The sequence below is a fragment of the Metabacillus idriensis genome (assembly GCF_009674765.1).
GTDB classification, from domain to species: domain Bacteria; phylum Bacillota; class Bacilli; order Bacillales; family Bacillaceae; genus Bacillus_P; species Bacillus_P idriensis.
In genome coordinates this window covers 198241-224135 of the sequence record NZ_WKKF01000001.1, presented here as the reverse complement: position 1 = coordinate 224135, position 25895 = coordinate 198241, and the positions used below count along the sequence as shown (strand labels likewise).

Here is a 25895-nt window from a genome sequence, read left to right as displayed (position 1 = left end):
ACCGCAGCCTGTTTCCATGATTTTCGAATCAAAACGAAAACAGCTCTGTGATTTTTGCCACAGAGCTGTTTTTATAATTGTAAAACCCCAGTATTTAACTTTCTCCCAATAAACGTGCCGGAAAACTGTTACCCGCAGCTTCCGATGACAGAATGGTTCAGGCGATCATCCCCATAATCGCAGAGCAGACCATAAAATAAGTGAAATAAAAACGCTTACATTTATTATTGCAAGTTATTTTAAATTTGACAAGGGGTTTTCTTAAAAAAATGAAAGCGTTTTATTATTTGATTTATTCTGAATTCGCAAGATAAATTTAAGCCTTAAGGATTCACTGAAGTATTAAACTGATTTCTTTGCGAAAACCTTCAGTTTATTAGCGGTATTTTCATTATTTTTAGCGGATTAATGCAATTTAAAAGCGAACTGATTTTTTCTTTATCCTTTTGCTTATCATCTGAAATTGCCTTTGATTAGCCAAAATCATTTATTACTGGCCGGAGCCGTCAATTCCATGCCACGCAAAAAAAAAAGGCTGTTTTCGCACACATTGTTGTTTTCGATTATAAATGTTGTCCGTTGCTTTCCGCGGTCCGGCTGGGAGCCTCATCAGATATGCCTGCAGGGGTATTTAACATGTAGTCTAAAAGCAACAATGTTTACGAAAAGAGCAAAAAACGGAGCATTTCGTCCTCGCTCCGTTTTTCCTTTATTATTGCTGAAGACTGCCGTATAGCTCTTCAAGCGGCTTCATGATGATTTTATTTAATTCTGCAATCGTCATGCTCATGCGCTGTTCAGCTTCCATCAGCTTTGAAATTTTATCGTGCTGCTGTACAAGTGCCACTGATTTCTGTGCCTGTTCGATTTCTTCTGGAGAAATTTCCTGGCCTGACATTTGCTTCTGCTGAAGGTTTAATTGAATATCTCTGAAGCTTTCAAACAAAGTGCGTGCTGAATCATCAGCGTTCACTTCATCATAAAGACTCTTTAGTGTTTTGAAATCATCACTGTCTCTAAGTGCTTTCTCAAGATCGTATCCTAAATCATAAACATTCGCTGCCATAAGTATTCCTCCTAACATCTTTTCACGCTGTGCCTTTAAAGCACCCTACAACTATAACAAACTATTCAACAAATTTCATTTCGTGCCCATTTTTCTATCTGATCAGCATCACGACTATCGCCTGGAAGCCTCCAATGATACCTCCGAGCAATGCACCTAAATAAGTAATCATGGTAAACTCCCTTCTCGAAATGCCAAGGACCATTTCTTCGAGCCTTGAGACAGAGAAAGATTGAACCTGCTCTTTAACAATCTCCTGAAGGTGAAGCTGCTCCAGCATCTTTTCCATATGGTTTTGGAGGTATTGGACAGCAAGTTTTACTATTTTGGGGATAAAGTCATCTGTAATCCATTCGGAATAAGGCAGCAGATAGTCAGAAACAGGAGCATTGAGCCTGTCTTTGATCGCCATTTCTTTTAAAATTGCCTGCTTTGACAGTGACAAGAGTTCATCAAGGCTGAATTTTTCTTCAAGGTCTCCAAGTTTAAGGTCTTCTATTCTCTTCCACTCTTTTTCAATTAAGGAAGTGAGCAGCCGTTTGGTTTCACTATTTCGAAGGAATTTCAGCACTTCTGGCTGCACCTTCTCAAACACGCTTGTATTTCCTAAAAACATTTGAAGCATTTGGCCGAGCATGCCTCTTTCTGCCAGAAAGTCATCAATCATTCTTCTGAGGCGCTGCTTGCCCTCATCACTCTGAAAATAATCAATGCCCTTTTGAATAACAAATTCTGATGCTGCAGGCAGTGAGCGCTCTATTTTCCCGTGCAGGTGTGCGGGAATTGCTTCTTTAACAGTCAGGACCCGATATTGTTCAACTTTCTCTTTCATTTTATAATCGATCATTTCACTGAGCTTTGTTTCTATTTTCCCGTCCAAATTTTCGATGCCGATGTCAGCAGCAAATGCTGTTACCGTTTTTTCACTGTTTATGAAACGTTTCGCTTCATTATTTACCCACGATGTAACGGTTTTATGAAAATCGTCATTTGCTAGCTTTCTTCGAATGCCTTCTGGTGTAAGCAAATGTCCGACAACCATTTTTCCCATTTGATCAGCAAGTTCCACGCGCCGTTTTGGAATAAGTCCGGGTGTAAAGGGAACTTTCTTTCCGAATAAATACTTCGCATTATGCGGTTTGAAGAGCATCTTAATGGCAAGGTGGTTTGTGATTCCGCCAATTACCGCTCCAATTGCAATCATAAATAAAATTAATGTCAATCCAGTCATATCCATCTACCTTCCAAATCTCACCTATTCACTGATTTATTCATACGATGCTTATATCAGCGTCTGCCTATAAACATATTATAGTGCTTGTTAGAACAGTCAGCAAATGAGGGTTTCCTATGAATATAGAAAAAATAGTTGTATCCCCGCGCCTTACCTCTCATGGCAGCAAAAGCATCCAAATCAGTTATTCTTTGAGAGCAAAACTAAGTTTGCCATTTTCATCTGGCCTTGTGAAAGTATTGTGCGGAAGGAATAGTATTTTCGCAAAAATCGTATGTATGAATGAAGAACATACTCATGTTTCTATTCACCAGGAACTGCTTAGAGAGCTTTCGCTTCCTGCTTATCCTTTTAAGATCAGTATAAAATATGATTCTCAGAAAAGATGGCTTGAGCTTGGACCTGTTGTGGCTGTCTTAACCGAAATTGACGTCGGTGAAAAGCCGGTCTCCCTTGGAAGCATAGATTCCTTTTGCAGAGAGCTCGCTTCATGCAGCGAAGAAAAGGGAATCTTCTTTTATGTTTTTTCCATGTCTGATTATGTTCAAGAAAAGATGAATGGCTATACACTCAATCAGAATGAATGGCAGGAATGTTCTGTTCCTCATCCGAGCGTTGTCCATAATCGCATTCATTCCCGGACCCTGGAACAGTCACAGGATTTTTTAAGGATGACGGCAGATTTCATCCAGCATAAAGTTCCCTATTTTAATGACAGATTTCTAAATAAATGGGAAGTTCATCAGATTTTAAATGCAAATCCCCATCTCACCCCCTTCCTGCCGAAAACTGAACTGCTTTCATCAAAAACGGTTCTCGAAACGATGGTACACCTGTACCCTGTTGTATTCCTCAAGCCTATTAACGGCAGCCAGGGAAAGCGGATCTTTAGAATATGTCATACAGATGAAGGGTTTGAACTTGATTATTCTACTTTCTCAGGGCATTTGCTGCGGGATTATCTTTCCTTTGACGATCTTTTTCAAAGTCTTCTTCCAAGAATTAAGAAAGAAGCCTTTATCGTTCAAGAAGGAATCGAGCTGCTGACTTATGAGAAAAAGCCAATGGATTTCAGGATACTGTGCCATAAAAGAAATTATTCGCAATGGAAAATCTCTTCCGGTGTTGCCCGCGTTTCTGCGGAGAATCAATTTGTGGCCAATATAGCCCTCGGCGGCTCTCTGTACAAAATCAGAGAGGCCCTATCTGCTTCTTTTGAGTTGTCAGAAGCTGCTCATATCAGCAAACTCTTAAATGAACTTTCACTTGAGATTGCCGAGGCATTGGGTAAATATGCAGGAGGTCTTTACGGCGAATTCGGCATGGATCTGGCCGTCGATTCACAAGGGCATCCATGGATTATTGAAGTAAACACAAAGCCTTCCAAAAATGCAGAAGAGCGCAAATCACTGGCAGCAAGGCCTTCAGCGAGGTCCATTATTGATTATTGTTTATTTTTGAGCGAATCTCATCAGGATGAAGCTCATTAAGCTTTTTTAAACTATGCAGGAGGTGTTTTATGAATCCTTCTTACAGCCTTGCGGCAACATTCACTGATGCAAAAAAATTGATCCTTCCGGCTTCCGTCAGACATGAAACGAATGAGAATATCACAGAGGTTGTTTTTGGAACCGCAGCATCTCCATGCTTTGTTGAATTTCAGGAGCTGAATGGTGCTATTAAGATATCAAAGGACTTACTGGATCAGCTCCGTCTTCCTCTTGGAAAAACGCAATTGATTCTTCACCAGAACTCTGTATACCTGGGACCGCTGATAGGTATATTTACTGCTGGATTTACTGGCTCCATTCTGCGCCCTATTGGTAATCGTTCGTTATTTTTCGCAAAATACTTAACAGCTCAAAAAGCAGCCGGATTGTTTGCCTATGTTTTTGGGGCTCACCTCATTGACTGGGAAACCGGCTTTGTAAATGGTTATACTTTTGATGATGATGGCTGGAGGCAAATGAAAATCCCGCTTCCGAACGTTGTATATGACCGGTTGCCAAATCGGGAAACCGAAGATCATCATGCGATGAAAATGGTCAAAAAACGGCTTAAAACGGAGTATGGGATACCATGGTTTAATCCGGGGTTCTTTGATAAATGGACGATTCACGAGCTCCTCCTTCCCTACGCTGAAACAGCCGTGTATTTGCCGGAAACGATGCTTGATCCTTCATACGGGCAAATAGAAAAAATGCTCCACCGTTATAAAAGCGTGTATTTAAAACCGCGAAATGGAAGTCTTGGACTTGGTGTTTTTCAATTAATTTATGAGCCCGATGAGCATATCTACTATTGCAGGTACCGTTCACAGGAAGATAATATCCTGCGCAAATACAAATCGCTGGATCAATTTTTCAAGTTTTCATTTGGAAGCAGAAAGATGGAAGATTACCTCCTCCAAGAGCGGATAAAACTAATTCGGATCGATCAGCAGCAAGTTGACTTCCGTGTCCATACAAATAAGGATTCAAAGGGCCGATTTCACGTTACCGCCATTGCCGCCAAAATTGCCGGTAAGGGCAGTGTTACTACACATGTAGATAATGGAGGCATTGTCAAAACACTTGAAGAGCTATTTGATCAGAAAGATGAACGCAATCAGGCTTTTCGTTCGCTCACTTCTGCCGCTCTCATCCTGAGCGAGAAGATTGATCAGGGCATTGAAGGCTTTATTGGAGAGATCGGCTTTGATTTGGGCATAGACACCAGCAGCAATGTGTGGCTGTTTGAGGCAAATTCAAAACCGGGCAGATCCATCTTTTCTCATCCTTCACTAAAAGAAGAGGATTTGCACTCAAGAAAGCTGTCACTTCAGTATGCATTGTATTTATCTAAAAAAGCGATTGAAGAACCAGAGGTCCTTTACGAATGAGCCTGCCCCGCTGCTGGCCAATCGTCGGCATCCTGACAGGAGAAGGCGGAAAGGGAAAAATCTTTCATGGAGATGGCACCTACTTTAAAAACCTTCAGCGCAAGATGAAAGCTGCTGGCGGTTTTTGCTATGTATTTACTCTAAACGGTGTAAAAGAAAAATATATTGAAGGATTTGCCTTCAGCAGAAAAAAACAGCAATGGGCTAAAATGGCATGCCCTTATCCGAATGTGATCTACAATCGGATCGCTTCACGGGACGCTGAAAGCTCGGAATGCTTTCTGTTGTTTAAAAAAGAAATGATTTCTGCCCAAATCCCATTTTTTAATTCTTTCTTTTTTAATAAGTGGGATGTGCATCAAATCCTGTCTAAATCTTTGCTGTCCTATCTCCCCCCTGCAGAAAAAGTACATTCCGCAGAGGATATTCACTCTTTTCTCTCAGCCTGTTCAGGTGCATATTTGAAGCCATTACAGAGCAGTCAGGGCCAGGGAATTTACCGGATACGCTCTGAGGAACATCATTATGAGGTAACATCGATTGATGGTTCAAGTGAATTATGTGATAAAACGTTTTTTGCTGAAAAAAAATACCCTTTCTATGAGGGCTATCTCATTCAAGAAGAAATAGCCTCAGATACCTTTCAAAACAAAAAATATGACCTTCGGGTGCTCACACTGTTAGGCAAAGATGATTATCACATCTGCGGCATTGGCGTACGTTCCGCTGCAAATCGTCAGACACTGACGACACACGTTCCAAATGGAGGATCGATTTTACCATTTGAATCTGTTTCAGATAGAGTCAGCATGGAGGAGCTTGAAATGATTGTAAGAACTGCTGGCAGGGAGTTAGCCTCCCATTATGGCCAAATTGGAGAATTTTCAATGGATATAGGAGTAACGGAAACAGGTCCGGTCATTTACGAAGTAAACAGCAAGCCTATGCCCTTTGATGAGCCTCATATTCAAACACACCGCATCAACAAGCTTGCCGATTTATTTATGTTCCTTTCTGCAGGTACATCTTCACTTCGCTCCCGATTTCCTTTAAGATGAAATCATAAGGAGCGATGAATGAGATGATTACACATTTTCAATGGAAGCCTTTGTTTAAACAAACAAATCTGCCTGGCTGGCGTGTCTCTTTTTACTTTAAAGGGATTCACTACGATGTCATTTACCATAAAAATGGAGAAATCGAGTGGGGAACGTCCAAACCTGCATTAGAGGACGCAGAACAAATTCGTTCCCGCATTCACGAGCTAATGCTGTTTCATGTTTATGACGGTTAATTTCCGCCTTTTCTTCGCAAAATAAAAGCATACAGCGAAGGAGGGTTCACTTTGAAAAACAAAGCAAATGAGCAAAAAGATACGGAGTATGAGGGCAGAGATAAAGCCTATTTGGATATTGACCGAATGATCAACGAAGGATTATCAGGCGGTTCTGTGCATATGCGGGATAAGTACACGAATATTGAAGAAGCACGCGACCTCGAACAAGAAGAACCTCCCGCTCAAAATGAGAGCTAGGCTATCGCCAGGCTCTCTTTTTTTTATATAATAGAAAGGCAGGGAAAGGAGATATCATGATGATTGATAAATTAGCATCCCACTACAAAGAAGCCTTCTCTCTTGCCTATTCGCATGAAAAAAAGGGCTACAAATGGTACAAATCAGAAGATGGCCAGGTATTCGGCATCTTAAAAGAAGCCTTATCTGAACAGGAAGAAAGCCTGCTTTCGACTTTATATATATCTTATGATTCGGGTTTTGGAGAACACAGTGAGCGTTCTGAAAAATGGCTGCACTATCTGTACGGTGAAAACAGCCCTCCTTTCGTTCCATCGGCAAACGGCATCAGGTGCTATTACTTCTTCAGCAAGCAGCCGGTCTCTGACAGGCAGAGCTTTGAAGAAGCGATGCAGGGATCGATTCCAGCTTCAACTATTCTCTGGATCAGCCGCCATAAAGGCATTATCTTTGAAGAAAGCCCTGAACCAGTCATTGATAAAGAAAGCTTCGATCAATGGATTGACACATTTACAAGCGATTTTTTCATCGAACTGCACATCTATATTGGCCAGCTTCATAAAATGTCAGTTGAATTAAAAGCAAGAATTTTATCTGAGCAGGCAAGCTTCGAAGTGATTTACAATTTGTTCAGGATGAAAAAGTGCGTAACATTTTCAGAGGCTCTGCCCGTGCTCTTCCTTAACGGAAGCGTCAGCGGACAGCTCATATCTGAATTACTGAGAGAATCTTTAGAGGACAGCGAGCTGGTGCAAACATTGAATGTTTACTTTGAATGCAATCTGAACGTGTCCCTTACAGCAAAAAAAATGTACATGCACAGAAACAGCGTACAATACCGGATTGACAAGTTCATTGAAAAAACAGGGCTCGATATCAGGCATTTTCACGAAGCAGCTGCTTTTTCTTTAATGATGAAGTACTTGGAGCAACTTGCAGAATAACTCAGCTGTTCACCCTGCACGAAAACCCTTACATTTTTTTGTGCAACCTGTCCATAGGCTTATCTTCAGAAATGAATTACACTGAATCTATAAATAAAACGTTTTCATTTTCTGAGGAGGATTCAAATGGCTGAACTTAAATTAAACAATATTTATAAAATGTATGATAACAAGGTAACGGCAGTTGAAGATTTTAATCTACACATTCAAGATAAAGAATTCATCGTTTTCGTCGGCCCATCCGGCTGCGGTAAATCAACGACTCTTCGTATGATTGCAGGCCTTGAAGAAATTTCTAAAGGCGACTTCTCAATCGACGGCAAACGCATGAATGACGTTGCGCCGAAAGACCGCGACATCGCGATGGTTTTCCAGAACTACGCACTTTATCCGCATATGTCTGTTTATGACAACATGGCATTTGGACTTAAGCTCCGCAAATTCCCTAAAGAAGAAATCGATCGCCGTGTGAAAGATGCTTCACGCATTTTGGGTCTTGATCAATATTTAGACCGCAAGCCTAAAGCATTGTCAGGCGGTCAGCGTCAGCGTGTTGCACTTGGACGTGCTATCGTTCGTGACGCAAAAGTATTCTTAATGGATGAGCCTTTATCAAACTTGGATGCTAAATTGCGTGTGCAAATGCGTGCTGAAATTTCTAAGCTTCATCACCGCCTGCAAACAACAACAATTTACGTAACACATGACCAAACAGAAGCAATGACAATGGCAACACGCCTTGTTGTTATGAAAGACGGCATCATCCAGCAAGTCGGCGCTCCTAAAGAAGTATATGAAAAGCCTGAAAACCTTTTTGTTGGCGGATTTATCGGTTCACCATCTATGAACTTCTTTACTGGTCAATTAACAGACGGCAAGTTCTCTATCGGAACTCAATCCATTGTTGTTCCTGAAGGCAAAATGAAATATCTTCGCGAGCAAGGCTACGTTGGCAAAGAATTGATCATGGGCGTGCGTCCTGAAGATATCCATGATGAGCCAGTGTTCATCGAATCTTCTCACGGATCAAAAGTAGATGCCAAAATCGAAGTATCTGAGCTTATGGGTGCTGAAACGATGCTTTACTCTAAAATCGACGGCCAGGACTTCATTGCACGTGTAGATTCACGTACAGACGTAAGACCAGACCAAATCATCCAGCTTGCTCTTGATATGAACAAAGCTCACTTCTTTGATAAAGAGACAGAGGTTCGTATTCGTCCGGCAAGTGAACAATAATAAACACCTAATCAGCCTGAGACTCTCTCAGGCTGATTTTTTTCATTTCCTCGCCTTCCCCTCACATTCTACTCCCTAATGTGTTTTGCCTCTTCATGAAGACAATTGCTGCAAGAAAACAAATGGATGCACTGATGTGATTCAAGGGAATCCATGACCCCATCGAATAGCTTCATTGTGTCAATTTCCATATATGCGCTGTATTCATCTAAATAATCGGTTATTTTCCCATGATCCGTCATGCTGATTTTGCAATTCGGACAGACTGCTGCTTCCATTTCACTGTTAAACCCATTACAAAGCGGGCACATGTTCATTTTTATCACCTGCAGCTTCATATACTTGATTCCTCTTTATATATTCCCTAACTCTCTTTCACTTTATGTAACACCTATATTTCCATAATAATTACCATTTTCGCATGTGCATATATTTTCACGGTAAATACATAATACGTAATAACAACAGTTGAACAACCCGCTGCACCCTCACATGATGGGTTAGCCGAGAAGGCCATGAATCATTACGACTCATGCACTGGTGCAACTCCAGCTTACCCAAAAACTATATTATTTCAAGGAGTGTATTTACATGGCACAATCACGCAGCAATTCTTCAAATCAACTAGTTGTACCTGGTGCACAACAAGCAATCGATCAAATGAAGTACGAAATCGCTTCTGAGTTCGGAGTGAACTTAGGTGCAGAAACAACTTCTCGTGCTAACGGATCTGTTGGCGGAGAAATCACAAAGCGTTTAGTTTCATATGCTCAATCAAACATGGGCGGAAAATTCTAATAAGACAACCAAATAACATGGCTTAAAGGACCCTGGCATTCCGCCGGGGTCTTTTCCAGTTTCCATATTTCTTATCAGCCCTTAGTATCAAACAAGTTCCCTTCTCCATATACATGAAGAAAACATTCAGAAGGAGAATGCTCCATGTTTGAAACCATTGATTGGAGAGCTGTTACATTCATTTGCGCAAGCCTCGCACATGAAATGATTGTTCACTTTAACATGCCCAGAGTGTATTATTTTGAACAGGAAAAAAAGCAGCTGCTGAATGATGTTAAATCTGTAAAGCTGTAAATTTCATTTAGAAAATCCTCCATAAAAAAAGAGCAGGCTGCATAATTGCTGGCGCCTACTCTTCAAGTTTTCTAAGGAAACGTTTTGTCCGTTCTTCTTTTGGATGATCAAATACTTCACCTGGTGCACCGCGTTCTACGATGACCCCATTATCCATGAAGATCACTTCATCTGCCACATCTTTTGCAAACCGCATTTCATGAGTGACGACTACCATGGTCATTCCTTCTGCGGCTAAATCTTTCATCACATTCAGTACGTCGCCGATAAGTTCGGGATCAAGGGCTGAAGTAGGCTCGTCAAACAGCATGACCTTAGGCTCCATTGCAAGTGCTCTTGCTATGCCTACGCGCTGCTGCTGCCCGCCTGAGAGCTGAAAAGGATAGAAATCCATTTTATCCCCAAGGCCTACTTTTTCAAGCAGGGCACTTGCTTTTTTCACGGCTGTTTCTTTGTTTTCTCTCTTCACGATTACTGGCCCTTCAATTACATTTTCAAGAGCTGTTTTGTGCGGGAAAAGATTATAGCTTTGAAAAACCATGCCGGTATTGCTTCTAAACTCTGTTATTGTTTTTTTAGCCACATTCCCTGAGAAATCAAGTGTTTGCTGATCAAGCTGAATGATTCCCATTGTCGGTACTTCCAGTACGTTCAGGCATCTTAGGAATGTTGTTTTTCCAGACCCGGATGGTCCAATCACAACAACTACTTTCCCCTTTTCAATCTCCAAATCAATGCCTTTTAGAACTTCTAATTCACCAAAGCTTTTATGCAATCCTTTTATTGAAATCATTTGAATGCTCCTTTACTACCTTGCAACATAGCGATCCAGTTTTGCTTCCATGCGCTGCTGGATGACCGATAAGATAAAACAGATGATCCAATATAATAGACCAGCCAGAGAATACATCAACAGAAATTCATAGTTGGTTGAAGCAATTTCCTGTGCTTTTCTGAACATCTCTGTTACAAGAATCAATGATGCAAGGGATGTATCCTTAACTAAACTGATAAATGTGTTGGACAGCGGTGGTATCGATACACGCGTAGCCTGCGGCAATATAATTCTTTTTAGCGTCTGTGAGTAGCTCATTCCGATTGAATATCCCGCTTCCCATTGTCCTTTAGGTGTAGATAGTATAGCAGCTCTGATTATTTCCGATGCATATGCGCCGACATTCAGCGAGAAGCCAATAACTGCAGAAATAAACGGACTGATTGTAACCCCGACACTTGGAAGGCCGTAGAAAATAATAAATAATTGAACAAGTAAAGGTGTTCCTCTAATAATTGATACATAGATTCTTGCTATTATTTGAAATGGCTTTATAGTTGAAATTCGTGCCAAAGCAGTAAGAACAGCTAAAATAAGTCCAATGACAAACGTAATCAGTGTTAATGGAAGAGTATAATACAAAGCTCCCTTCACCAAAGGGAGAAGGGAACTTTGTGCAATATTGGCCAAACGTTCTAACCGTTCAGGGTCTGCAAAAATATTATTCAGATACATCTTCGCCAAACCATTTCTCGGAGATTTTCTTGTACGTGCCGTCTTCTTTCATTTCTGCTAATGCTTTATTTACTTCTTCCACTAACTTGCCGCTGTCTTTGCGGAACATTAATCCGCTTTGTGCAGCATCTTTACTTTCATCAACAATTTGAATTGGTGCGTTGCCGCGCTGATTCTTGAAATCAAGGACAGAAAGCTTATCATTGATCGTTGCATCTGCACGTTTAGAATTAATGAGATCGATTGCTTGAGTAAATCCTTCTACACCAACAAGCTCAGCACCGTTTTCTTTGGCAATTTCACCGTAGTTGCTTGTTAAAGATTGTGCTGCTTTTTTCCCTTTTAAATCTTTAAATGATTGAATGTCTTTGTTATCTTTGTGTGTAACAAGTACAGCGGCAGATGAAATATATGGATCAGAGAAATCATATTTTTCCGTGCGCTCAGGCTTGATGCCGACTTGGTTGGCAATCATATCAAAACGTTTAGCATCAAGACCAGCGAACATCGCATCCCACTGTGTTTCTTTAAACTCAGCCTTCACGCCAAGACGCTTTGCAACCTCTTGTGCGATTTCTACATCAAAGCCGGTTAATTTATCTTTTTCATCATGGAATGTGAAAGGCGGATATGTACCTTCTGTTCCAATGACAAGCACACCCTCTTCTTTTACTTTGTCAAACAGTTCAGCATCAGTTCCTGCCTGATCTCCTTCTTTCTTTTTATCGCCGCCTGTTCCGCAAGCAGACAAAATCAGCACAAACACTGATAAAAGTGCAAATAGACTAAAAAATCTTTTCATGTTTAAACCCCCACTAATCTTATCGGATTTTAATAAAGTACGTTAGAATATTACCTCCAAGACCGCCTTCTGTCAATTCATTTGTTTTAATTTTTATTAGTGTAACCAGATCAGTTCATAGTATGTTTTTCTCTTCTTCAGTAAATGAAGTAAAATGGAAGAAAACCGACAGGAGAGTTTGTTATGATAATCGCATTGTTTGGCGGAACAGGAAGAGTTGGCAAAGCATTTTTAGAACAGGCCCTAAATGAAGGGCACAATGTCCGAATGCTTGTCAGAGATCCTTCAAAAATAGAGAACATAGATAAAAATGCTGAAATGATTAAAGGAAATGCCCGGGATATTCAAAACATCGAGAAAACAGTTTCAGGCTGTGATGCAGTTGTAAGCTGCCTTGGCACAGATGGAGATGATACTCTTACAGTTGCGGTGCCGCTGATTGTTGAAGCCATGAGAAATCGCATTAACAGAGTGATCACGATTGGAACAGCAGGCATATTACAGGCAAGGTCCAATCCTGACCTGTACAGATTTCAATCAAATGAGTCGAAACGGACTTTGACAAGAGCAGCGAACGAACATTTAAATGCCTATCTGACATTAAAAGAGTCCAATCTCCAATGGACAATCGTCTGTCCCACTTACCTGCCGGATGGAGAATTAACAAAGAAGTTCAGATTTGAAGAAGATTATCTTCCGGAAGACGGAAAGCAAATATCTGCTGAGGATACAGGGTATTTCACTTATCAGGTTCTGATTGAGAAGTCCTTTATCCGTAAACGGGTCGGACTGGCTTACTAATGCCTTACTATCTTTTTAAAAAACAAAAAACCAAGTGCCTTACTAAATCAGGCACTTGGTTTTCTTATCCTGCAAGGGTATTCTGTTTTCCCTGCTGCAGTTCATACATTTGATAGTACTTTCCTTTTTGTTTCATTAATTCATCGTGATTGCCCCGCTCCGCTATTTCACCCCGGTCAAGGACAAGAATTTGATCTGCATTTTTAATAGTAGAAAGCCGATGGGCAATGATAAATGTTGTTCTGCCTTTTTTCAGAACTTCAAGTGCATCCTGTATGACAGCTTCTGTTTCTGTATCAATGCTTGCCGTAGCTTCGTCTAATATGAGAATGGCCGGATCATAAGCGAGCGCTCTAGCAAATGAGATCAGCTGGCGCTGTCCCGATGAGAGCGTGCTTCCTTTTTCGATAACAGGCTCATCAAATCCAAGAGGCAGATGTTTCAGCAATTGATCTGCGCCAACATCTTTTAATGCTTTTTCTACTTGTTCTCTGGTGATATCCGGATTATCAAGGCTTACATTCGAAGCAATCGTTCCTGTGAACAAAAATGGATCTTGAAGCACAATCCCCATATGCTCTCTGACTGCTTGGCGCGGCATGGATAAAATATCTTTGCCGTCAATTGTGATTTTGCCTTCTTTTATGTCGTAAAAACGGAACAGCAAATTCATAATCGAACTTTTTCCTGAGCCGGTGTGCCCGACTAATGCTACGGTTTCACCCTGCTTCGCTTCAAAATCAATATTTTTTAAAACATACTCGCCTTCTTTATAGCCGAACCACACATTTTCAAATGCCACATTTCCATTATAGCGAGGTTCTTTTTTCTCGCTGACATCCGTTCCTTTTTCATCAAGCAGGCTAAACACTCTCTCAGACGCAACACGCGCTGTTTCAAGCTGTGCGAATTGATTCACAATCCCGGTGATTGGCTGAAAAAGCCTGTTTAAATAATCAACGAACGCATACAGAACTCCTATTGAAACCATCGAACCAACGCCTAAAGAGGCTCCTCCAAAATACCAGATAAGGGCTACGAACGCACAGTTCCGCATAAAACCTACCATATTATGCGACAGCAGAGAGTTCAGGCTCAGCAGTTTATTTTGATAGTGAAAATGGGATGCGTTTAATTCTTCAAATTCCGCTTTCGTTTCTTCCTGTCTGCGGAAAGCCTGAATAATCGTCATACCCTGTATTGATTCATTGATTGTTCCGTTAATATCGCTGACAAGGGAACGAATCTTATGATTGTAAGTTGAAGCGTATTTACGGTATACGATGCTCCAGACGACTAGGATCGGCAGGATGACCGTACAGATTAATGCAAGTTTTGCATCAAGCAGGAATAAGGCAATGAATATACCTGTTATATAGATGGCACTTGTAAAGAATGTTGAAAGCACAGCTACAAACAGTTCTCTGATTGCTTCCGTATCATTTGTAATTCTTGCCACAACTTTCCCTGCCGGAAGATTATCAAAATAAACAACCGGCAAGCGCTGTATATGCTCAAATACATCCTGGCGCATCTTTTGAATAATGCGGTTTGATGTAATTTGCAGAAAATACCGCTGTCCATAGTGAAAGAATGAAGCAAAGACTAGTAAACCAAAATAAATGGCAATCAAAGTGATAAGCCCTTTAATTTCAGGCTGATAAAACGTAAACAGCTGTTCAGAAGTAAGTCTGCTGCCTGTATAAGAAGCGGAATCTGTCCCGCGTTCAATAATGACCGAATTGCCGGCCGCTCTTCTGTCTCCATCAAACTGAATTTTACCAGGTATGAAATAATAATCTCGCTGCACTTGCAGAATGTGAACTTCTTTGCCTTTTTCTTCACCTGGTTCAAAGTAATCCTCCCGTTTATACCAGGATCCTTTGTAGGCTACAGCATTTTCTCCTTCTGCTGTTTCATGCCACTTCTTCTCAATTCCCAATATGTGGTCATCGATCATTTTTTTTGCGATAAATGGTCCTGTAAGCTCAGCCCCCACTGCAACAGCAAGCATGATTAAAGCAAGTATTAATGTTCTTTTATAAAGGGCAGCATAGCGGATCAGTCTTTTTCCTGTGCTCATGCTCCCACCCCGCCTTCGTTTTCAGCTTCAATTTGCTGGCGTTCATATTGCTCTTTGTACCAGCCGTTATTCGCAAGCAGCGATTGATGCCTGCCTTCTTCAATGATTTTTCCTTCATCAAGCACTAGTATCCAGTCTGCGTGTTCGACAGCAGATAGACGGTGTGTCGTAATAAATGTTGTCTTCCCGGCACGCTCACTTCTAATATTTGAAATGATGGCTGTTTCCGTTTTTGCATCAACAGCTGACAGGGAATCATCTAAAATCAGAATTTCCGGATTGACCAGAAGTGCACGTGCAATGGAGATCCGCTGTTTTTGACCTCCAGATAATGCAACTCCCTTTTCCCCTACTAATGTATTCAATCCATCAGGCAGCATTTCAAGATCTTTTCTGAAAAAAGCAAGATCGATTGCTTTATTCAGCTCTGCGTCTGATCCTTCTTTCTTTCCAAATAAAATATTCTCTCTCACTGTTCTTGAAAACAGCACGTGATCCTGAGGAACATATCCAATAAAGCGCTGCAATGTTTCAAGGGGAATTTTCTCAATCGGAACCCCGGACATTGTGATTTCCCCGCTTCCAGCAGGGTATTGTCTGAGCAGCTGTTTAACGATTGTTGTTTTACCGCTGCCGGTTTTGCCGACAATGCCGATTGTGTCCCCTCTATTTACTGTAAAGCTGACATGCTTTAAGTTCTCTACTTCAGAAGAAGGATACTGAAACGATACATCTTTAAATTCAATCTTTTTAGGTGAAACAATATCTTCCGGCTGATCATGATTTTTCACATCTGCTTCATAAGATAGTGTTTCGTTGATCCGGTCAAGTGATGCATTACCGCGCTGCATGATATTGATCAGTTCACCAATGGCAAACATCGGCCAGATCATCATTCCAAGGTAAACGTTAAAAGACACCAGCTCACCAAGGGTAATTTCGTTATGAAATACTAAGTAGGCGCCATAACCAAGTCCAATTAAATAACTGATCCCGACAAGCAATTTCATTGTTGGTTCAAATAATGCGTCAATTTTTGCTACACTGACATTTTTCTTAAAAACATCATCTGTTAACGTGTTAAACCGGTTTACATCCGCTTTTTCCTGAACGTAAGCACGAATCACACGCACGCCTGCTACTGACTCAAGCACCTGGTCATTCATATCGCCGAATGAGTCCTGAGCTGCCATGAACCTCGCATGAATTTTTTTACCGTAGATTCCCATCGAAACCGCCATAATCGGCAGAGGCAGTATCGCGGCAAATGTAAGCTTCCAGCTGATAAGTATTCCCATTGTCAACAGAATCGTCAGCATGAACATGCTTGAGTCAACCAATGTCAAGATCCCAAATCCGGCAGTCGTCGAGATGGCCTTCAAATCATTTGTGGCCCTGGCCATTAGATCTCCCGTTCTGTTTTTCTCATAAAAGCGCGGTGTCATCACTAAGAATTGCCCCATCAGTTTTGATCTTAGGATTCTTTCAGCCAAATGTGCGCCGCCAAATAAATTGTACATCCAAAAATAAGATAGAATATAAACTAGAACACCCAATCCAAGAAATAAGACAATATATTGAACGAGCAGCTCACTCGAAAATTGCCCAACCTGAATATCATCTATCGCATTCCCAAGCAGTTTAGGGGGGATAATTTCAAGAACATTTACAATTAAAAGCAATACGATTGCAGCCGTGTACCGCTTCCAATACTTTTTAAAAAACCAGCCTAACTTCACTAACACCGAGAACATCTGATCATCTCCTTTGTCTTTCTAACCTTTTCCTGCTAACCGCTGTCTGGATCTCCTTTTTTCATCAATTTCTCTTTTTTCATCATCATTACAAACATACTTGCTTCCTCCTCTTAGATTTAAATTATATAAAAAAGGCAAACCTCCGCATGCCGGGGGTCTGCCTTTTTACAATCAAACGTAAAAAGGCACAGAAGTATACAATGCAGCATACCCCTGTGCCTTTTCCTTTTTATATTCAGAGACTGATCTCTCTAAACGATATAAAGGTATGGCGGGGCTGCACAAGAAAGAACGCTTCGATCATACGCAATCACAATTAATTTTTTCATGTCAAACCCCTCCTTTACCAAATTTTTATTTTAATCCTTAGATAGATTACCATCTTTTTCATTATTTTGTCAATTGGGATTTTTCCTTATTTTCTGGTTAACCTGCAATTATTATTCTTCAATGAACACAGCCGTTCCATATGCAATAATTTCAGACGCATTCTGCATAACAGCAGAGCTTTGCAGTCTCATCCCTATAATCGCATTCGCCCCTTTATTTCTTGCATCCTCAGCCATCCGTCCGATAGCCTTTTGCCTTGCTTCCTCCATCATCTCTGTATATTCAGAAATTTCTCCACCAACAATCGTTTTCAGACCCGCCATTAAATCTTTTCCAATATGTTTCGTTTGCACGGTTGCTCCTCTGACAAACCCTTTAAGTTCTTTGATTTCTTTTCCAGGAACGAAGTCAGTAGTTACGATAATCACGTTCATCATCCTCCTTTTTTTCTTTCAGCCTGGCCTTTATCAGCAGACTAAATAATAAACACATTGATAATAGGTGAATCAAAAATAAGATAACAGCCAGTTTCATATTAAAACACAGAAAAATAAGTGCAGCAGTTTGAGCTGCGAAGGTAAGGAGTATTAAGATGAATTTCATGAATTTCGCCTTCCTCCTGTATCTTTACAACTGGATTTGCGAAAATGACCCCCACAAAAAAACAGGTTTATAGGTACATATCACTATTTTCACCTTCAAGATGTTTCAAAAAACAAAAAACAAGGTAAAGAACTGTAACAAACAACAGAAGATAAGGAAAATTGAAGGAGGAAAACAATGAGCCAGTTAGTTTCCACTAGCCTATGTACCCAGGATCAATTCAGAATGGATCAAATTATCAGTCTAAATCAGCTCGCAAAAAACTATTCAGGAAAGGTGTACTTCTTAGCTGGAAAACGAAGCATCGTAGATGTCTCAAAGTTTCCTTCTTTGATTACTTTCTTTCTGATGACATCTGGATCCAATCAGATTAAAGTGCTCATTGATGGGGATAACCCGAGTGAGATCTTAGCTGAAATGGACACCATTTGTTCAACTGAATCAAGATTTACAACGAATTTCTTAAACACAGCTGAAAAAGTAAAGGTATAAAATCAGTGATCCCTTACAAATGATAAAGGGAGTATGGCTTACTTACATTACAACAGAGAAAAGGAGATTATGACTTATGATCAGAACTATTTTAATCGTTATTGGAGCAATCGTTGTTATTGGCTGGCTGCTTAATGTAGTTATGTAATTTAAAGATAAACAAGGGAGAGGAACCTTATGTCTGAACATAAACAAGTGAATGTTGAGAGAAAAGAAGAGCATAAAACGAATAACAGTCTTCTTGGAGCTACTTTTATTAAATATGCAGCATATTTGGTTATATTCTTCGGTATTATCTGGTTTTTAATTACTTATATTTTACCCATGTTTCAATAAGCATTTGAACTAATATTTTTCTCAGCACCCTGCGTTGCAGGGTGTGTTTTTGTTTTTATAATAAAGCTGTTCCGTGCCTATAGAGGAAAGAAATAGACAATAATCCCGTTTTGCAGCTCCAAATCGCACCTTGAACCCAAAGTTCGTGCGGCATTACTGATTTTGCACCTCCAAATCACAACTCGTACCCAAAGTTCGTGCGTCAAAACTGTTTTGCACCTCCAAATCACAACTCGTACCCAAAGTTCGTGCGGCAAACCGATTTTGCAGCCCGAATTCGCAACTTCCGCATCTCCCAAATTTGACGCTTGTCCCAAAAGCAATGCAAATGATTATACTGAAAAAGCTGAACGAGAATAATCTCGTTCAGCTTTTTGTTAATTACCTGATGCATCCCCGGCATCAGATCCACCATCCGCTGGCGGTTCTGCCGGCTGCTCTGGATCTGCAGGCGGCTCTGTCGGTTCTGCCGGCGGTTCTGGTTCTGCTGGCGGCTCTGCTGGTTCTTCAGGTTCGGCTGGTTTTTGCTCTTCTTCTTTCTTTCGTTCTTCTTCTTTTTTGCGTTCTTCTTCTTTTCTGCGTTCTTCTTCTTTTTTAGCTTCTTCCTCTTCTTTTCTTGCCTGTTCTTCTTCTTTTTTAGCCTGCTCTTCTTTGCGTTTTTGCTCTTCAGCCTTTTGCTTTTCAGCATCAGCTTTTGCTTTTTCTTCCTGCTTTAGACGTTCCTGTTCTTCCATTCTTGCCTGTTCTTCTCGTTTAGCCAATTCATCAGCTTCTTGCTTTCTTTTTTCTTCTTGTTTCTTTTTACTCTCTTCATTAGAAGTGTCTGTTTTCTTTTTCTTTGGCTTGCTTTCCGTTTTCTTGAGAGGAGGAAGATTAAAATCCTCCGGTTTCTCATTTTTCAGGGCTGCATCCATAATTACTTTAAATAACGGTGCAGCTGTCGCACTGCTTGAGGTATTCAGATAATGGTTTTGATCTGTTTGATCATAGCCAAGCCACATTGCTCCAACTACGTTTGGAGTATATCCGACAAACCATTGATCTTTTACTCCATCAATTCCATCAATACCAAGCTGGGTGGAGCCGGTTTTCCCAGCCAGCTCATGATTTTCAAGCTGTGCTTTTTTCCCTGTTCCTTCTTTCACTACGCCAAGCATCATATGGGTCATTTTTTGCGCGATTTCCTTTGTTGTAACGTTTGTTTCTTTCTTTTTCCATTCTGCTATCGTATTTCCCTGAACATCTACAATTTTCGTAATCGCATGGGCCTCTACGCGGGTTCCTTCATTTGGAAAAGCCGTGTAAGCTTCTGCCATATTCAGCGGTGCCACACCTCTATCAAGGCCCCCAAGACCTAAACTCAAGTTACGGTCATTCTCAGTAATTGGCAGGCCAAAGCGTTTAGAAGCGTCAACGCCGGCTTGTACGCCAATTTCATTCAGCGCCCATACAGTCGGTACGTTGTATGACTTAATTAAGGCTTCATACAGGGTAACCTCGCCACGATAGCTGCCATCAAAGTTTTTAGGTGAATATCCGTTAATATCGAGCGGTTCATCTTTCAGCTTCGTATCAACGTCCATCCCGTTTTCTAATGCAGGTGTATAAACAGCTATTGGTTTCATCGTCGAACCAGGCTGTCTTTTCAGCTGAGTTGCTCTGTTAAACTGTCTGAATGAATGCTCTCCTCTTCCTCCAACAAGCGCCTGTACTCCTCCTGTTTTAGGATTGACGAGAACTGCTCCGCTTTGAACGAGCTGATCGCTCTGACTTTCAGGAAAATTAGCATCGTCTTTATATACCTCTTCTATAGAGGACTGCATATCCTGACGCATCTCGGTATGAATCTCAAAGCCCCCCGCTAATATTTCATTTTGCGTCAGACCGTATTTTTTAATGGCTTCTTCAATGACATGATCTACATAGAAAGGATAGCGTCCTTTATATTCATCTAGTTCCTTTCGTTCAAGCACAACTTTTTCATTTTTTGCTTCTTTCATTTGTGCTTCCGTTATGAACTTCTCTTTTTTCATTAAACTTAAAACAACATCCCTGCGGTCTAATGATTTTTCAAGGTTTTTAACAGGAGAGTAATTTGTCGGCGCTTTAATAAGTCCTACTAAAATGGCAGATTCATTAATTGTTAGATCAGCTGCTTCTTTTCCAAAATAAACTTTAGCTGCTCTTTTCAGCCCCCATGCTCCCTCTCCAAAATAAATCTTATTCACATAGAGTTCTAATATTTCTTCTTTTGAATATTCTTCATCTATTTTTTTCGCAATGAAGTACTCATCAAACTTCCGTTTAAATGTTTGATCATGAGTAAGCAGCGTGTTTTTAGCAAGCTGCTGAGTCAGGGTGCTTCCTCCCTCAACTACGCCTCCTGCTGCTACATTCTTAAACATTGCGCGGATAATTCCTAAATAATCTATTCCGCTGTGTTTGTAGAAATTTTGATCTTCTGTCGCTTGAAGAGCTTCGTAGAAATGATCCGGTACATCCTCATAATCTACCCACTCATTTTTTGAGGTTGAAATTTTGCTCGCAATCTCGCCATTTTGATCATAAATAATAGTCGGCGCATTTGCTCTTTCTTCTAATTTGCTGACATCCTGTGATGCAATGACTACATTATGTACCATAAACATAAGGATGATGGCCAGCAGAACGAAAATCAAAAGCTTCGTAAATACACCCTTAATTGAGAATAATGACTTTATCATTAGTAACCCCCTGAAATTAGAAAAATTAGTGCTTCTACTTATTACCCTAATTATCAAAGGTGTACGCCTATTTTGGAAAATATGTGGCTGTCAAATCCAAAAATCTTTATGTAATCGATTTCTTTAAGCGAATTGATTATTTTTTCTGAAAAAGGGTAACTATTTATAAACACATTTTCCCTAGAGAGGATATGATTAAGATGAATACGTTTAAACATATAGTCGTTGCCTATGATGGACTTGATGAAAGTCAGGCAGCTTTAAAAACAGGAATTGATCTGAGCAAACAATTAGAATCTAAGCTGACAGTCGTGCACGTTTTCCAGGAAGAACACGCGATGCACACCAAAGGAGTTCAGCCTGTTATTCCGAGTGCTCCTGCTAATGGCTATTTGACAGACAATCTTCAAAACTACCCGGTTGCGCCTCCTCCTTCTCAGGAGCTTGATCAAACTCATACTCAGCATGATTACTTTGATAACGCAGATGAAATTGTTTCAAGAATTAGAATGAAAATGGATGAGAATCAGGCGATTGGAGAGGTTGAAATCTTATCAGGCTCTCCCTCGGATGCGATCTTGAAATATGCAGAAGAAAAAAATGCCGATTTAATCGTAATGGGCAGCAGAGATTCAGGCGGCCTGAAAAAATTGCTGTTTGGCGGAGTAAGCGATAAAGTGTCCCATAACTCAGCCATTTCAGTACTTATTGCAAAATAACCTTTTAGACGAATGCTCTTGCATTCGTTTTTTTTTGTTCTCATTAATCTTTTTCAGGTTTATCCGATAATAAAACAAGAGTCGATATCAATCTAAAAGGAGCCTTATAATGGGACTGTTCAAACGCAAAAAAGAGATAAATAATCGTATTTTTTTAAATAATATCAGTAAAGAGAATACAAAGCTTGATGTATCATATAGTGCTGATTTAACAAAACAGATAGAGATGATTTCTCTTACGGAGAAGGATTTAGGTATTTTATTTGTATTAAAACCACTAATAGACCAAAACATTTCTGAAATAGTTGAAGACTTTTACCGGGTCATTTCATTAGAAAAAAGTTTGATTCAAATCATTAATCGCTACAGCTCAATTGATAAATTGAAGGAAACGCTGAAGATCCATATTAGTTCAATGTTCAGGGGTATTCTGGACAAGAACAGAGTTGAAAGCATTCAGCGTATAGCCCATATTCACGTCAAAATCGGTCTTGAAGCAAAATGGTATATGTCTGCCCTGCAGACTTTATCAAAATCACTGATAGATTGTGCCGGTTTGAAAGCTGAAAACAGTGAAGATTTAATGTTGATTGTTCAAGCCATCAGCAAAATGATCAGTTTTGAACAGCAGCTTGTTCTTGAAGCATATGACAAAGAATATGGGGAAATCCGTATGAAAGCAGAGAGAGAAAAGGAGGCAATCCGAATCGAGCTCAGCGAAACAGCCCAAATGCTTTCTGGCATCACCGAAAACACAAATGCCTCAGTTCAGGAAATCAATGCTCAATCCAAAGAAATCTCCTTGTTTGCAAGTGGAAGCTTTGAAGTGGCTTCTTCAGCAGAAACAGAAGCATCTTATGGCAAAAAAGACCTTGAAAAACAACATGAACTGATGACCTTCATCGAGACAAGCACTGAAAATATCTCGATTAAAATGAAAGCCTTAGAGAATACATCTGAAAAGATAAATCAAGTCGTAGCAATTGTTACATCAATAGCAGATCAAACAAATCTTCTTGCATTAAATGCAGCTATAGAATCTGCGCGTGCAGGAGAATACGGTAAAGGGTTTGCTGTCGTAGCAAGTGAAGTGCGAAAGCTTGCAGAGGAAACAAAAAATTCGGTCCAGGGTGTATCAAGTTTAATTTCAGAGATTCACTCTCAAATAGACAGCATTGCCGGCTCTGTAAATGAGGTGGCACGCCTTACTTCAAAAGGTGCAGAGCAGGCAAATAATATGAACGAATTTTTTAATTCTGTCGTTCATCTTATGAATAACAATAAAAATCAAAGTGAAAAAACCAAGAAGGAATTAACTAACTTTACCGCAGTTATCGGTGAATTGACATCTTCCATCTCTCAAATCAATGATACTGCCGAAAGCCTCAGACTGCTTTCAAGGAATATTTAAACAGAGCCGCTATTACCATTTCAGTACTGATTGCAAAATAACCTTTTATACGAATGCATTCCTGCATTCGTTTTTTTGATTAATTCATCTTTTTCAGGTTTATGCACGAACAAATAACCTTTTCAGAAAATACCAATAAATGAGCTGTATGCCACCCTTCTATTATGGATATAAATAAATTATCTATATTCAGGAGGTACAGCAGCATATGAGTAATTTAAATACTGTTTTATATGATATTCATGAATACTTTATCCTTAATCCAAACCTTCTTCGTGCTTATATTGAAGATACGCAGTCGTCCGAAAATGTAAGCGGCAATTTTTCTATAACTAACAAAGCGTTAAAGCTTCATTTTAGAGATGTGCATGAAGAAGAGTATCACAGCACGCTTATTCCTGTGTTAAATGGGAATGGCCACAACATCCAATTTCACTATGGCGAGGATCATACATTGTATATATACAAAAAAGAAGAGCAGGCCAGTTAATGCCTGCTCTTCTTTTTATTTGACTGTTGTACCTCTTTAGTTAGGAGATATATGAAAAAAAGACAGTGTTTCTTTCAGGCTGACAAGTATTTGTCCCGTTCCCGCAAGTAAAAGACCATATTAGGCCATGTAAAAGAGATATCTGATTGAACAGGGGACTATATGCTTACTAATTTCTCCAGTTGACATAAGTTAATAGATTGATATAATACTTTTATGCACAAAAGCATAAAAGCGTTCAAGTATAAAAGGAAGGAATTACAAGTTATGAACCATTTCAAAACCGTTCCATTTGGAGCTGCAGTCATGATTTTCCTATCGATGATTGTCATCATCTTTATCAGTCTATTTTACTTAAAAACAGAACCGCACCTGCCGCTGATGCTGTGTCTCGTTTTATTAAGCGGAGTTGCTTTTATTTATAAATATTCATGGAAAGAGATTGAAGCCGGGTTAGTAAAAGGAATCCAAAATGGCGTTCAGCCTATCATTATCCTTGCATTAATCGGTATTCTGATCGGTGCGTGGATGTTCAGCGGCACCATTCCTACTGTGATGATAGCTGCATTGAATCTTATCGACCCAGGTTCACTTCTCATTCTTACACTGATTTGCTGTACGATCATTTCTTCTTTAGTGGGAAGCAGTTTCACAACAGTGAGTACAGTTGGAGTGGCTCTTATGGGAGTTGCGATTGCAGCAGGTGTTCCGGCCCAGTGGGCTGCAGGAGCTGTTATTTGCGGTGCATGTTTTGGAGATAAGATGTCTCCGATGTCTGATACGACTAACTTTGCATCAGGAGTAGCATCCGTAAATATTTTCACACATATTAAGCATATGTCGAATACAACTATCCCTGCCTTCTTAATTACGGCATTCCTTTTTTGGTACTTGGGGACGACTTTAACGGTAAACGATGCAACACTTGAAAATATTCAGGAAATTATCTCTGTCATGGAACAGCATGTACAGATTAGCGGCTGGACGTTAATTTCTCCTCTGATTGTGATTGCCCTTGCCATCACAAGAATTCCCGTAATCCCCGCTCTTGCTGCCGGGATTGTGACAGCAGGCGCTACAGGAATCCTGCTTCAGGACGGCGCTTCTTTTGCACAGTTTTTGAATGTCCTGCAAAATGGCACAGCTTTTGAGATTGAACAGGAAACGGTTCAGAAAATGCTGAACCGCGGCGGACTTCAATCGATGATGTGGTCGATTTCATTAATCATGATTGCTTTTGCTTTAGGAGGATTAATGGATACATTGCAGCTGATTCAAACCCTTCTAAAAGGACTGATCATGCGGATCAAAGTCAAAGGACAGTTGATTCTTGCAACGGTTTCTTCTTCTATAGGAGTAAATTTGGTGACAGGCGAGCAATACCTTTCGATATTAATTCCTGGTCAATCGTTCAAAGATGCCTATGAAAAAATGAACATTGATAAGAAATATTTATCAAGATCCTTGGAGGATGGGGGTACACTCATCAATCCATTAATTCCATGGGGAGTAAGCGGAGCCTTTTTCGCCCAGACACTTGGTGTTGACGTGATAGCGTACCTTCCATTCGCTTTCTTCCTCTACTTGTCTCCTTTATTCAGTGTTTTATTTAGTTTTTTGCCAGGGAGAAAGAAGCCTGCGGAGCAATTAGCTGCATAAGGAAGAGGCTGGGACAAATGGTTTTCAGCCAAAGAAAAATCCGAATTATTATGTGAAATTCCAACTTGAATTTCGTTTTAGTTCGGATTTTTTTCTTTGGCTCTTTTCATAAATATTGTTGCTACAGTACTAAATGTTAGAAACCTTAAGTGGATTGCAGCGGATAAACTTGACTCCTGCGGGAAATAG

General features: G+C 40.2%; 26 protein-coding genes. 16 read left to right on the top strand and 10 right to left on the bottom strand.

Features of this window, described 5'->3' with window-relative positions; genetic code table 11:
• Window positions 1-712 precede the first annotated feature (712 nt).
• Window positions 713-1066, bottom strand: coding sequence for a YlbF/YmcA family competence regulator (locus GJU41_RS01160; protein WP_070879375.1), 354 nt, complete (start codon window positions 1064-1066; stop codon window positions 713-715).
• Window positions 1067-1160: 94 nt separating this feature from the next.
• Window positions 1161-2297, bottom strand: coding sequence for a DUF445 domain-containing protein (locus tag GJU41_RS01155; protein WP_170292688.1), 1137 nt, complete (start codon window positions 2295-2297; stop codon window positions 1161-1163).
• 119 nt (window positions 2298-2416) lie between these two features.
• On the opposite strand from GJU41_RS01155, the gene GJU41_RS01150 reads away from it, so the two are divergent.
• From GJU41_RS01150 to GJU41_RS01120, 7 genes are all read left to right on the top strand, one after another.
• Entirely contained in the window at window positions 2417-3790 is a 1374-nt protein-coding gene (locus GJU41_RS01150; RefSeq protein WP_083328377.1) for a YheC/YheD family endospore coat-associated protein, read from the top strand.
• A 29-nt stretch (window positions 3791-3819) separates the two neighbouring features.
• A complete protein-coding gene (locus GJU41_RS01145) occupies window positions 3820-5181 on the top strand; it encodes a YheC/YheD family endospore coat-associated protein (protein WP_070879373.1) in 1362 nt (453 codons plus the stop codon).
• Window positions 5178-6239, top strand: coding sequence for a YheC/YheD family endospore coat-associated protein (locus tag GJU41_RS01140; RefSeq protein ID WP_070879372.1), 1062 nt, complete (start codon window positions 5178-5180; stop codon window positions 6237-6239). Before GJU41_RS01145 ends, GJU41_RS01140 begins: the two co-directional genes overlap by 4 nt.
• A gap of 23 nt (window positions 6240-6262) precedes the next feature.
• Complete coding sequence (locus tag GJU41_RS01135; protein WP_154317860.1) at window positions 6263-6475, top strand: YheE family protein; 213 nt, start codon at window positions 6263-6265, stop codon at window positions 6473-6475.
• A gap of 51 nt (window positions 6476-6526) precedes the next feature.
• A complete protein-coding gene (locus GJU41_RS01130; protein WP_070879370.1) occupies window positions 6527-6715 on the top strand; it encodes a hypothetical protein in 189 nt (62 codons plus the stop codon).
• Between the two features lie 56 nt (window positions 6716-6771).
• Window positions 6772-7659: a PucR family transcriptional regulator gene (locus tag GJU41_RS01125; RefSeq protein WP_083328376.1), complete on the top strand. Its 888-nt coding sequence runs from the start codon at window positions 6772-6774 to the stop codon at window positions 7657-7659.
• Window positions 7660-7785: 126 nt separating this feature from the next.
• Entirely contained in the window at window positions 7786-8898 is a 1113-nt protein-coding gene (locus GJU41_RS01120; protein WP_070879368.1) for an ABC transporter ATP-binding protein, read from the top strand.
• A gap of 68 nt (window positions 8899-8966) precedes the next feature.
• Here the strand turns inward: GJU41_RS01120 and GJU41_RS01115 are convergent, their stop codons facing one another.
• Window positions 8967-9236 carry a hypothetical protein gene (locus tag GJU41_RS01115; protein ID WP_224771155.1) on the bottom strand — a complete coding sequence of 90 codons (270 nt, stop codon included), beginning with the start codon at window positions 9234-9236 and terminating at the stop codon, window positions 8967-8969.
• Window positions 9237-9489: 253 nt separating this feature from the next.
• On the opposite strand from GJU41_RS01115, the gene GJU41_RS01110 reads away from it, so the two are divergent.
• Together GJU41_RS01110 and GJU41_RS01105 are read left to right on the top strand one after the other, a co-directional pair.
• Window positions 9490-9696, top strand: a complete 207-nt coding sequence (locus tag GJU41_RS01110) for an alpha/beta-type small acid-soluble spore protein (RefSeq protein ID WP_070879367.1) — start codon at window positions 9490-9492, stop codon at window positions 9694-9696.
• 144 nt (window positions 9697-9840) lie between these two features.
• Window positions 9841-9990, top strand: coding sequence for a hypothetical protein (locus tag GJU41_RS01105; protein WP_154317859.1), 150 nt, complete (start codon window positions 9841-9843; stop codon window positions 9988-9990).
• A 55-nt stretch (window positions 9991-10045) separates the two neighbouring features.
• Here GJU41_RS01105 and GJU41_RS01100 read toward each other — a convergent pair whose 3' ends face one another.
• Genes GJU41_RS01100 through GJU41_RS01090 form a run of 3 tightly spaced genes read right to left on the bottom strand, consistent with a single transcriptional unit; the run spans window position 10046 to window position 12302 of the window.
• A complete protein-coding gene (locus tag GJU41_RS01100) occupies window positions 10046-10783 on the bottom strand; it encodes an amino acid ABC transporter ATP-binding protein (protein ID WP_070879366.1) in 738 nt (245 codons plus the stop codon).
• A 15-nt stretch (window positions 10784-10798) separates the two neighbouring features.
• Entirely contained in the window at window positions 10799-11500 is a 702-nt protein-coding gene (locus GJU41_RS01095) for an amino acid ABC transporter permease (protein WP_154317858.1), read from the bottom strand.
• A complete protein-coding gene (locus GJU41_RS01090; RefSeq protein WP_070879364.1) occupies window positions 11487-12302 on the bottom strand; it encodes an amino acid ABC transporter substrate-binding protein in 816 nt (271 codons plus the stop codon). The genes GJU41_RS01095 and GJU41_RS01090 overlap by 14 nt, the downstream gene beginning before the upstream one ends.
• 183 nt (window positions 12303-12485) lie before the next feature.
• Between GJU41_RS01090 and GJU41_RS01085 the strand changes: the two genes are divergently transcribed.
• The gene (locus GJU41_RS01085) at window positions 12486-13103 is read left to right on the top strand and encodes an NAD(P)-dependent oxidoreductase (protein ID WP_070879363.1); all 618 of its coding nucleotides are present in this window, start codon (window positions 12486-12488) and stop codon (window positions 13101-13103) included.
• Window positions 13104-13167: 64 nt separating this feature from the next.
• Here GJU41_RS01085 and GJU41_RS01080 read toward each other — a convergent pair whose 3' ends face one another.
• The 3 genes from GJU41_RS01080 to GJU41_RS01070 form a co-directional block, all read right to left on the bottom strand.
• Window positions 13168-15186, bottom strand: a complete 2019-nt coding sequence (locus GJU41_RS01080) for an ABC transporter ATP-binding protein (RefSeq protein ID WP_070879362.1) — start codon at window positions 15184-15186, stop codon at window positions 13168-13170.
• A complete protein-coding gene (gene bmrC / locus GJU41_RS01075; protein WP_154317857.1) occupies window positions 15183-16940 on the bottom strand; it encodes a multidrug ABC transporter ATP-binding protein BmrC in 1758 nt (585 codons plus the stop codon). The genes GJU41_RS01080 and bmrC overlap by 4 nt, the downstream gene beginning before the upstream one ends.
• 443 nt (window positions 16941-17383) lie before the next feature.
• Window positions 17384-17701 (bottom strand): YbjQ family protein, encoded by a 318-nt coding sequence (locus tag GJU41_RS01070; protein ID WP_070879360.1) that lies wholly within the window; start codon window positions 17699-17701, stop codon window positions 17384-17386.
• Window positions 17702-18053: 352 nt separating this feature from the next.
• Here GJU41_RS01070 and GJU41_RS01065 point away from each other — a divergent pair, with 352 nt between their 5' ends.
• Both GJU41_RS01065 and GJU41_RS24570 read left to right on the top strand, forming a co-directional pair.
• Window positions 18054-18368, top strand: coding sequence for a hypothetical protein (locus GJU41_RS01065; RefSeq protein ID WP_070879358.1), 315 nt, complete (start codon window positions 18054-18056; stop codon window positions 18366-18368).
• Between the two features lie 177 nt (window positions 18369-18545).
• Entirely contained in the window at window positions 18546-18704 is a 159-nt protein-coding gene (locus tag GJU41_RS24570; RefSeq protein ID WP_165970973.1) for a hypothetical protein, read from the top strand.
• A 377-nt stretch (window positions 18705-19081) separates the two neighbouring features.
• On the opposite strand, the gene GJU41_RS01060 is transcribed toward GJU41_RS24570, so the two are convergent.
• Entirely contained in the window at window positions 19082-21427 is a 2346-nt protein-coding gene (locus GJU41_RS01060) for a transglycosylase domain-containing protein (RefSeq protein WP_070879357.1), read from the bottom strand.
• A gap of 200 nt (window positions 21428-21627) precedes the next feature.
• Here GJU41_RS01060 and GJU41_RS01055 point away from each other — a divergent pair, with 200 nt between their 5' ends.
• The 4 genes from GJU41_RS01055 to nhaC all read left to right on the top strand — a co-directional run bounded on the left by GJU41_RS01055 (window position 21628) and on the right by nhaC (window position 25706).
• Window positions 21628-22146, top strand: coding sequence for a universal stress protein (locus tag GJU41_RS01055; RefSeq protein WP_070879356.1), 519 nt, complete (start codon window positions 21628-21630; stop codon window positions 22144-22146).
• 109 nt (window positions 22147-22255) lie between these two features.
• The gene (locus GJU41_RS01050; RefSeq protein ID WP_070879355.1) at window positions 22256-23557 is read left to right on the top strand and encodes a globin-coupled sensor protein; all 1302 of its coding nucleotides are present in this window, start codon (window positions 22256-22258) and stop codon (window positions 23555-23557) included.
• A 208-nt stretch (window positions 23558-23765) separates the two neighbouring features.
• Window positions 23766-24047, top strand: a complete 282-nt coding sequence (locus GJU41_RS01045; protein ID WP_070879354.1) for a hypothetical protein — start codon at window positions 23766-23768, stop codon at window positions 24045-24047.
• Window positions 24048-24314: 267 nt separating this feature from the next.
• Entirely contained in the window at window positions 24315-25706 is a 1392-nt protein-coding gene (nhaC, locus tag GJU41_RS01040) for a Na+/H+ antiporter NhaC (protein WP_154317855.1), read from the top strand.
• Window positions 25707-25895: the final 189 nt, after the last annotated feature.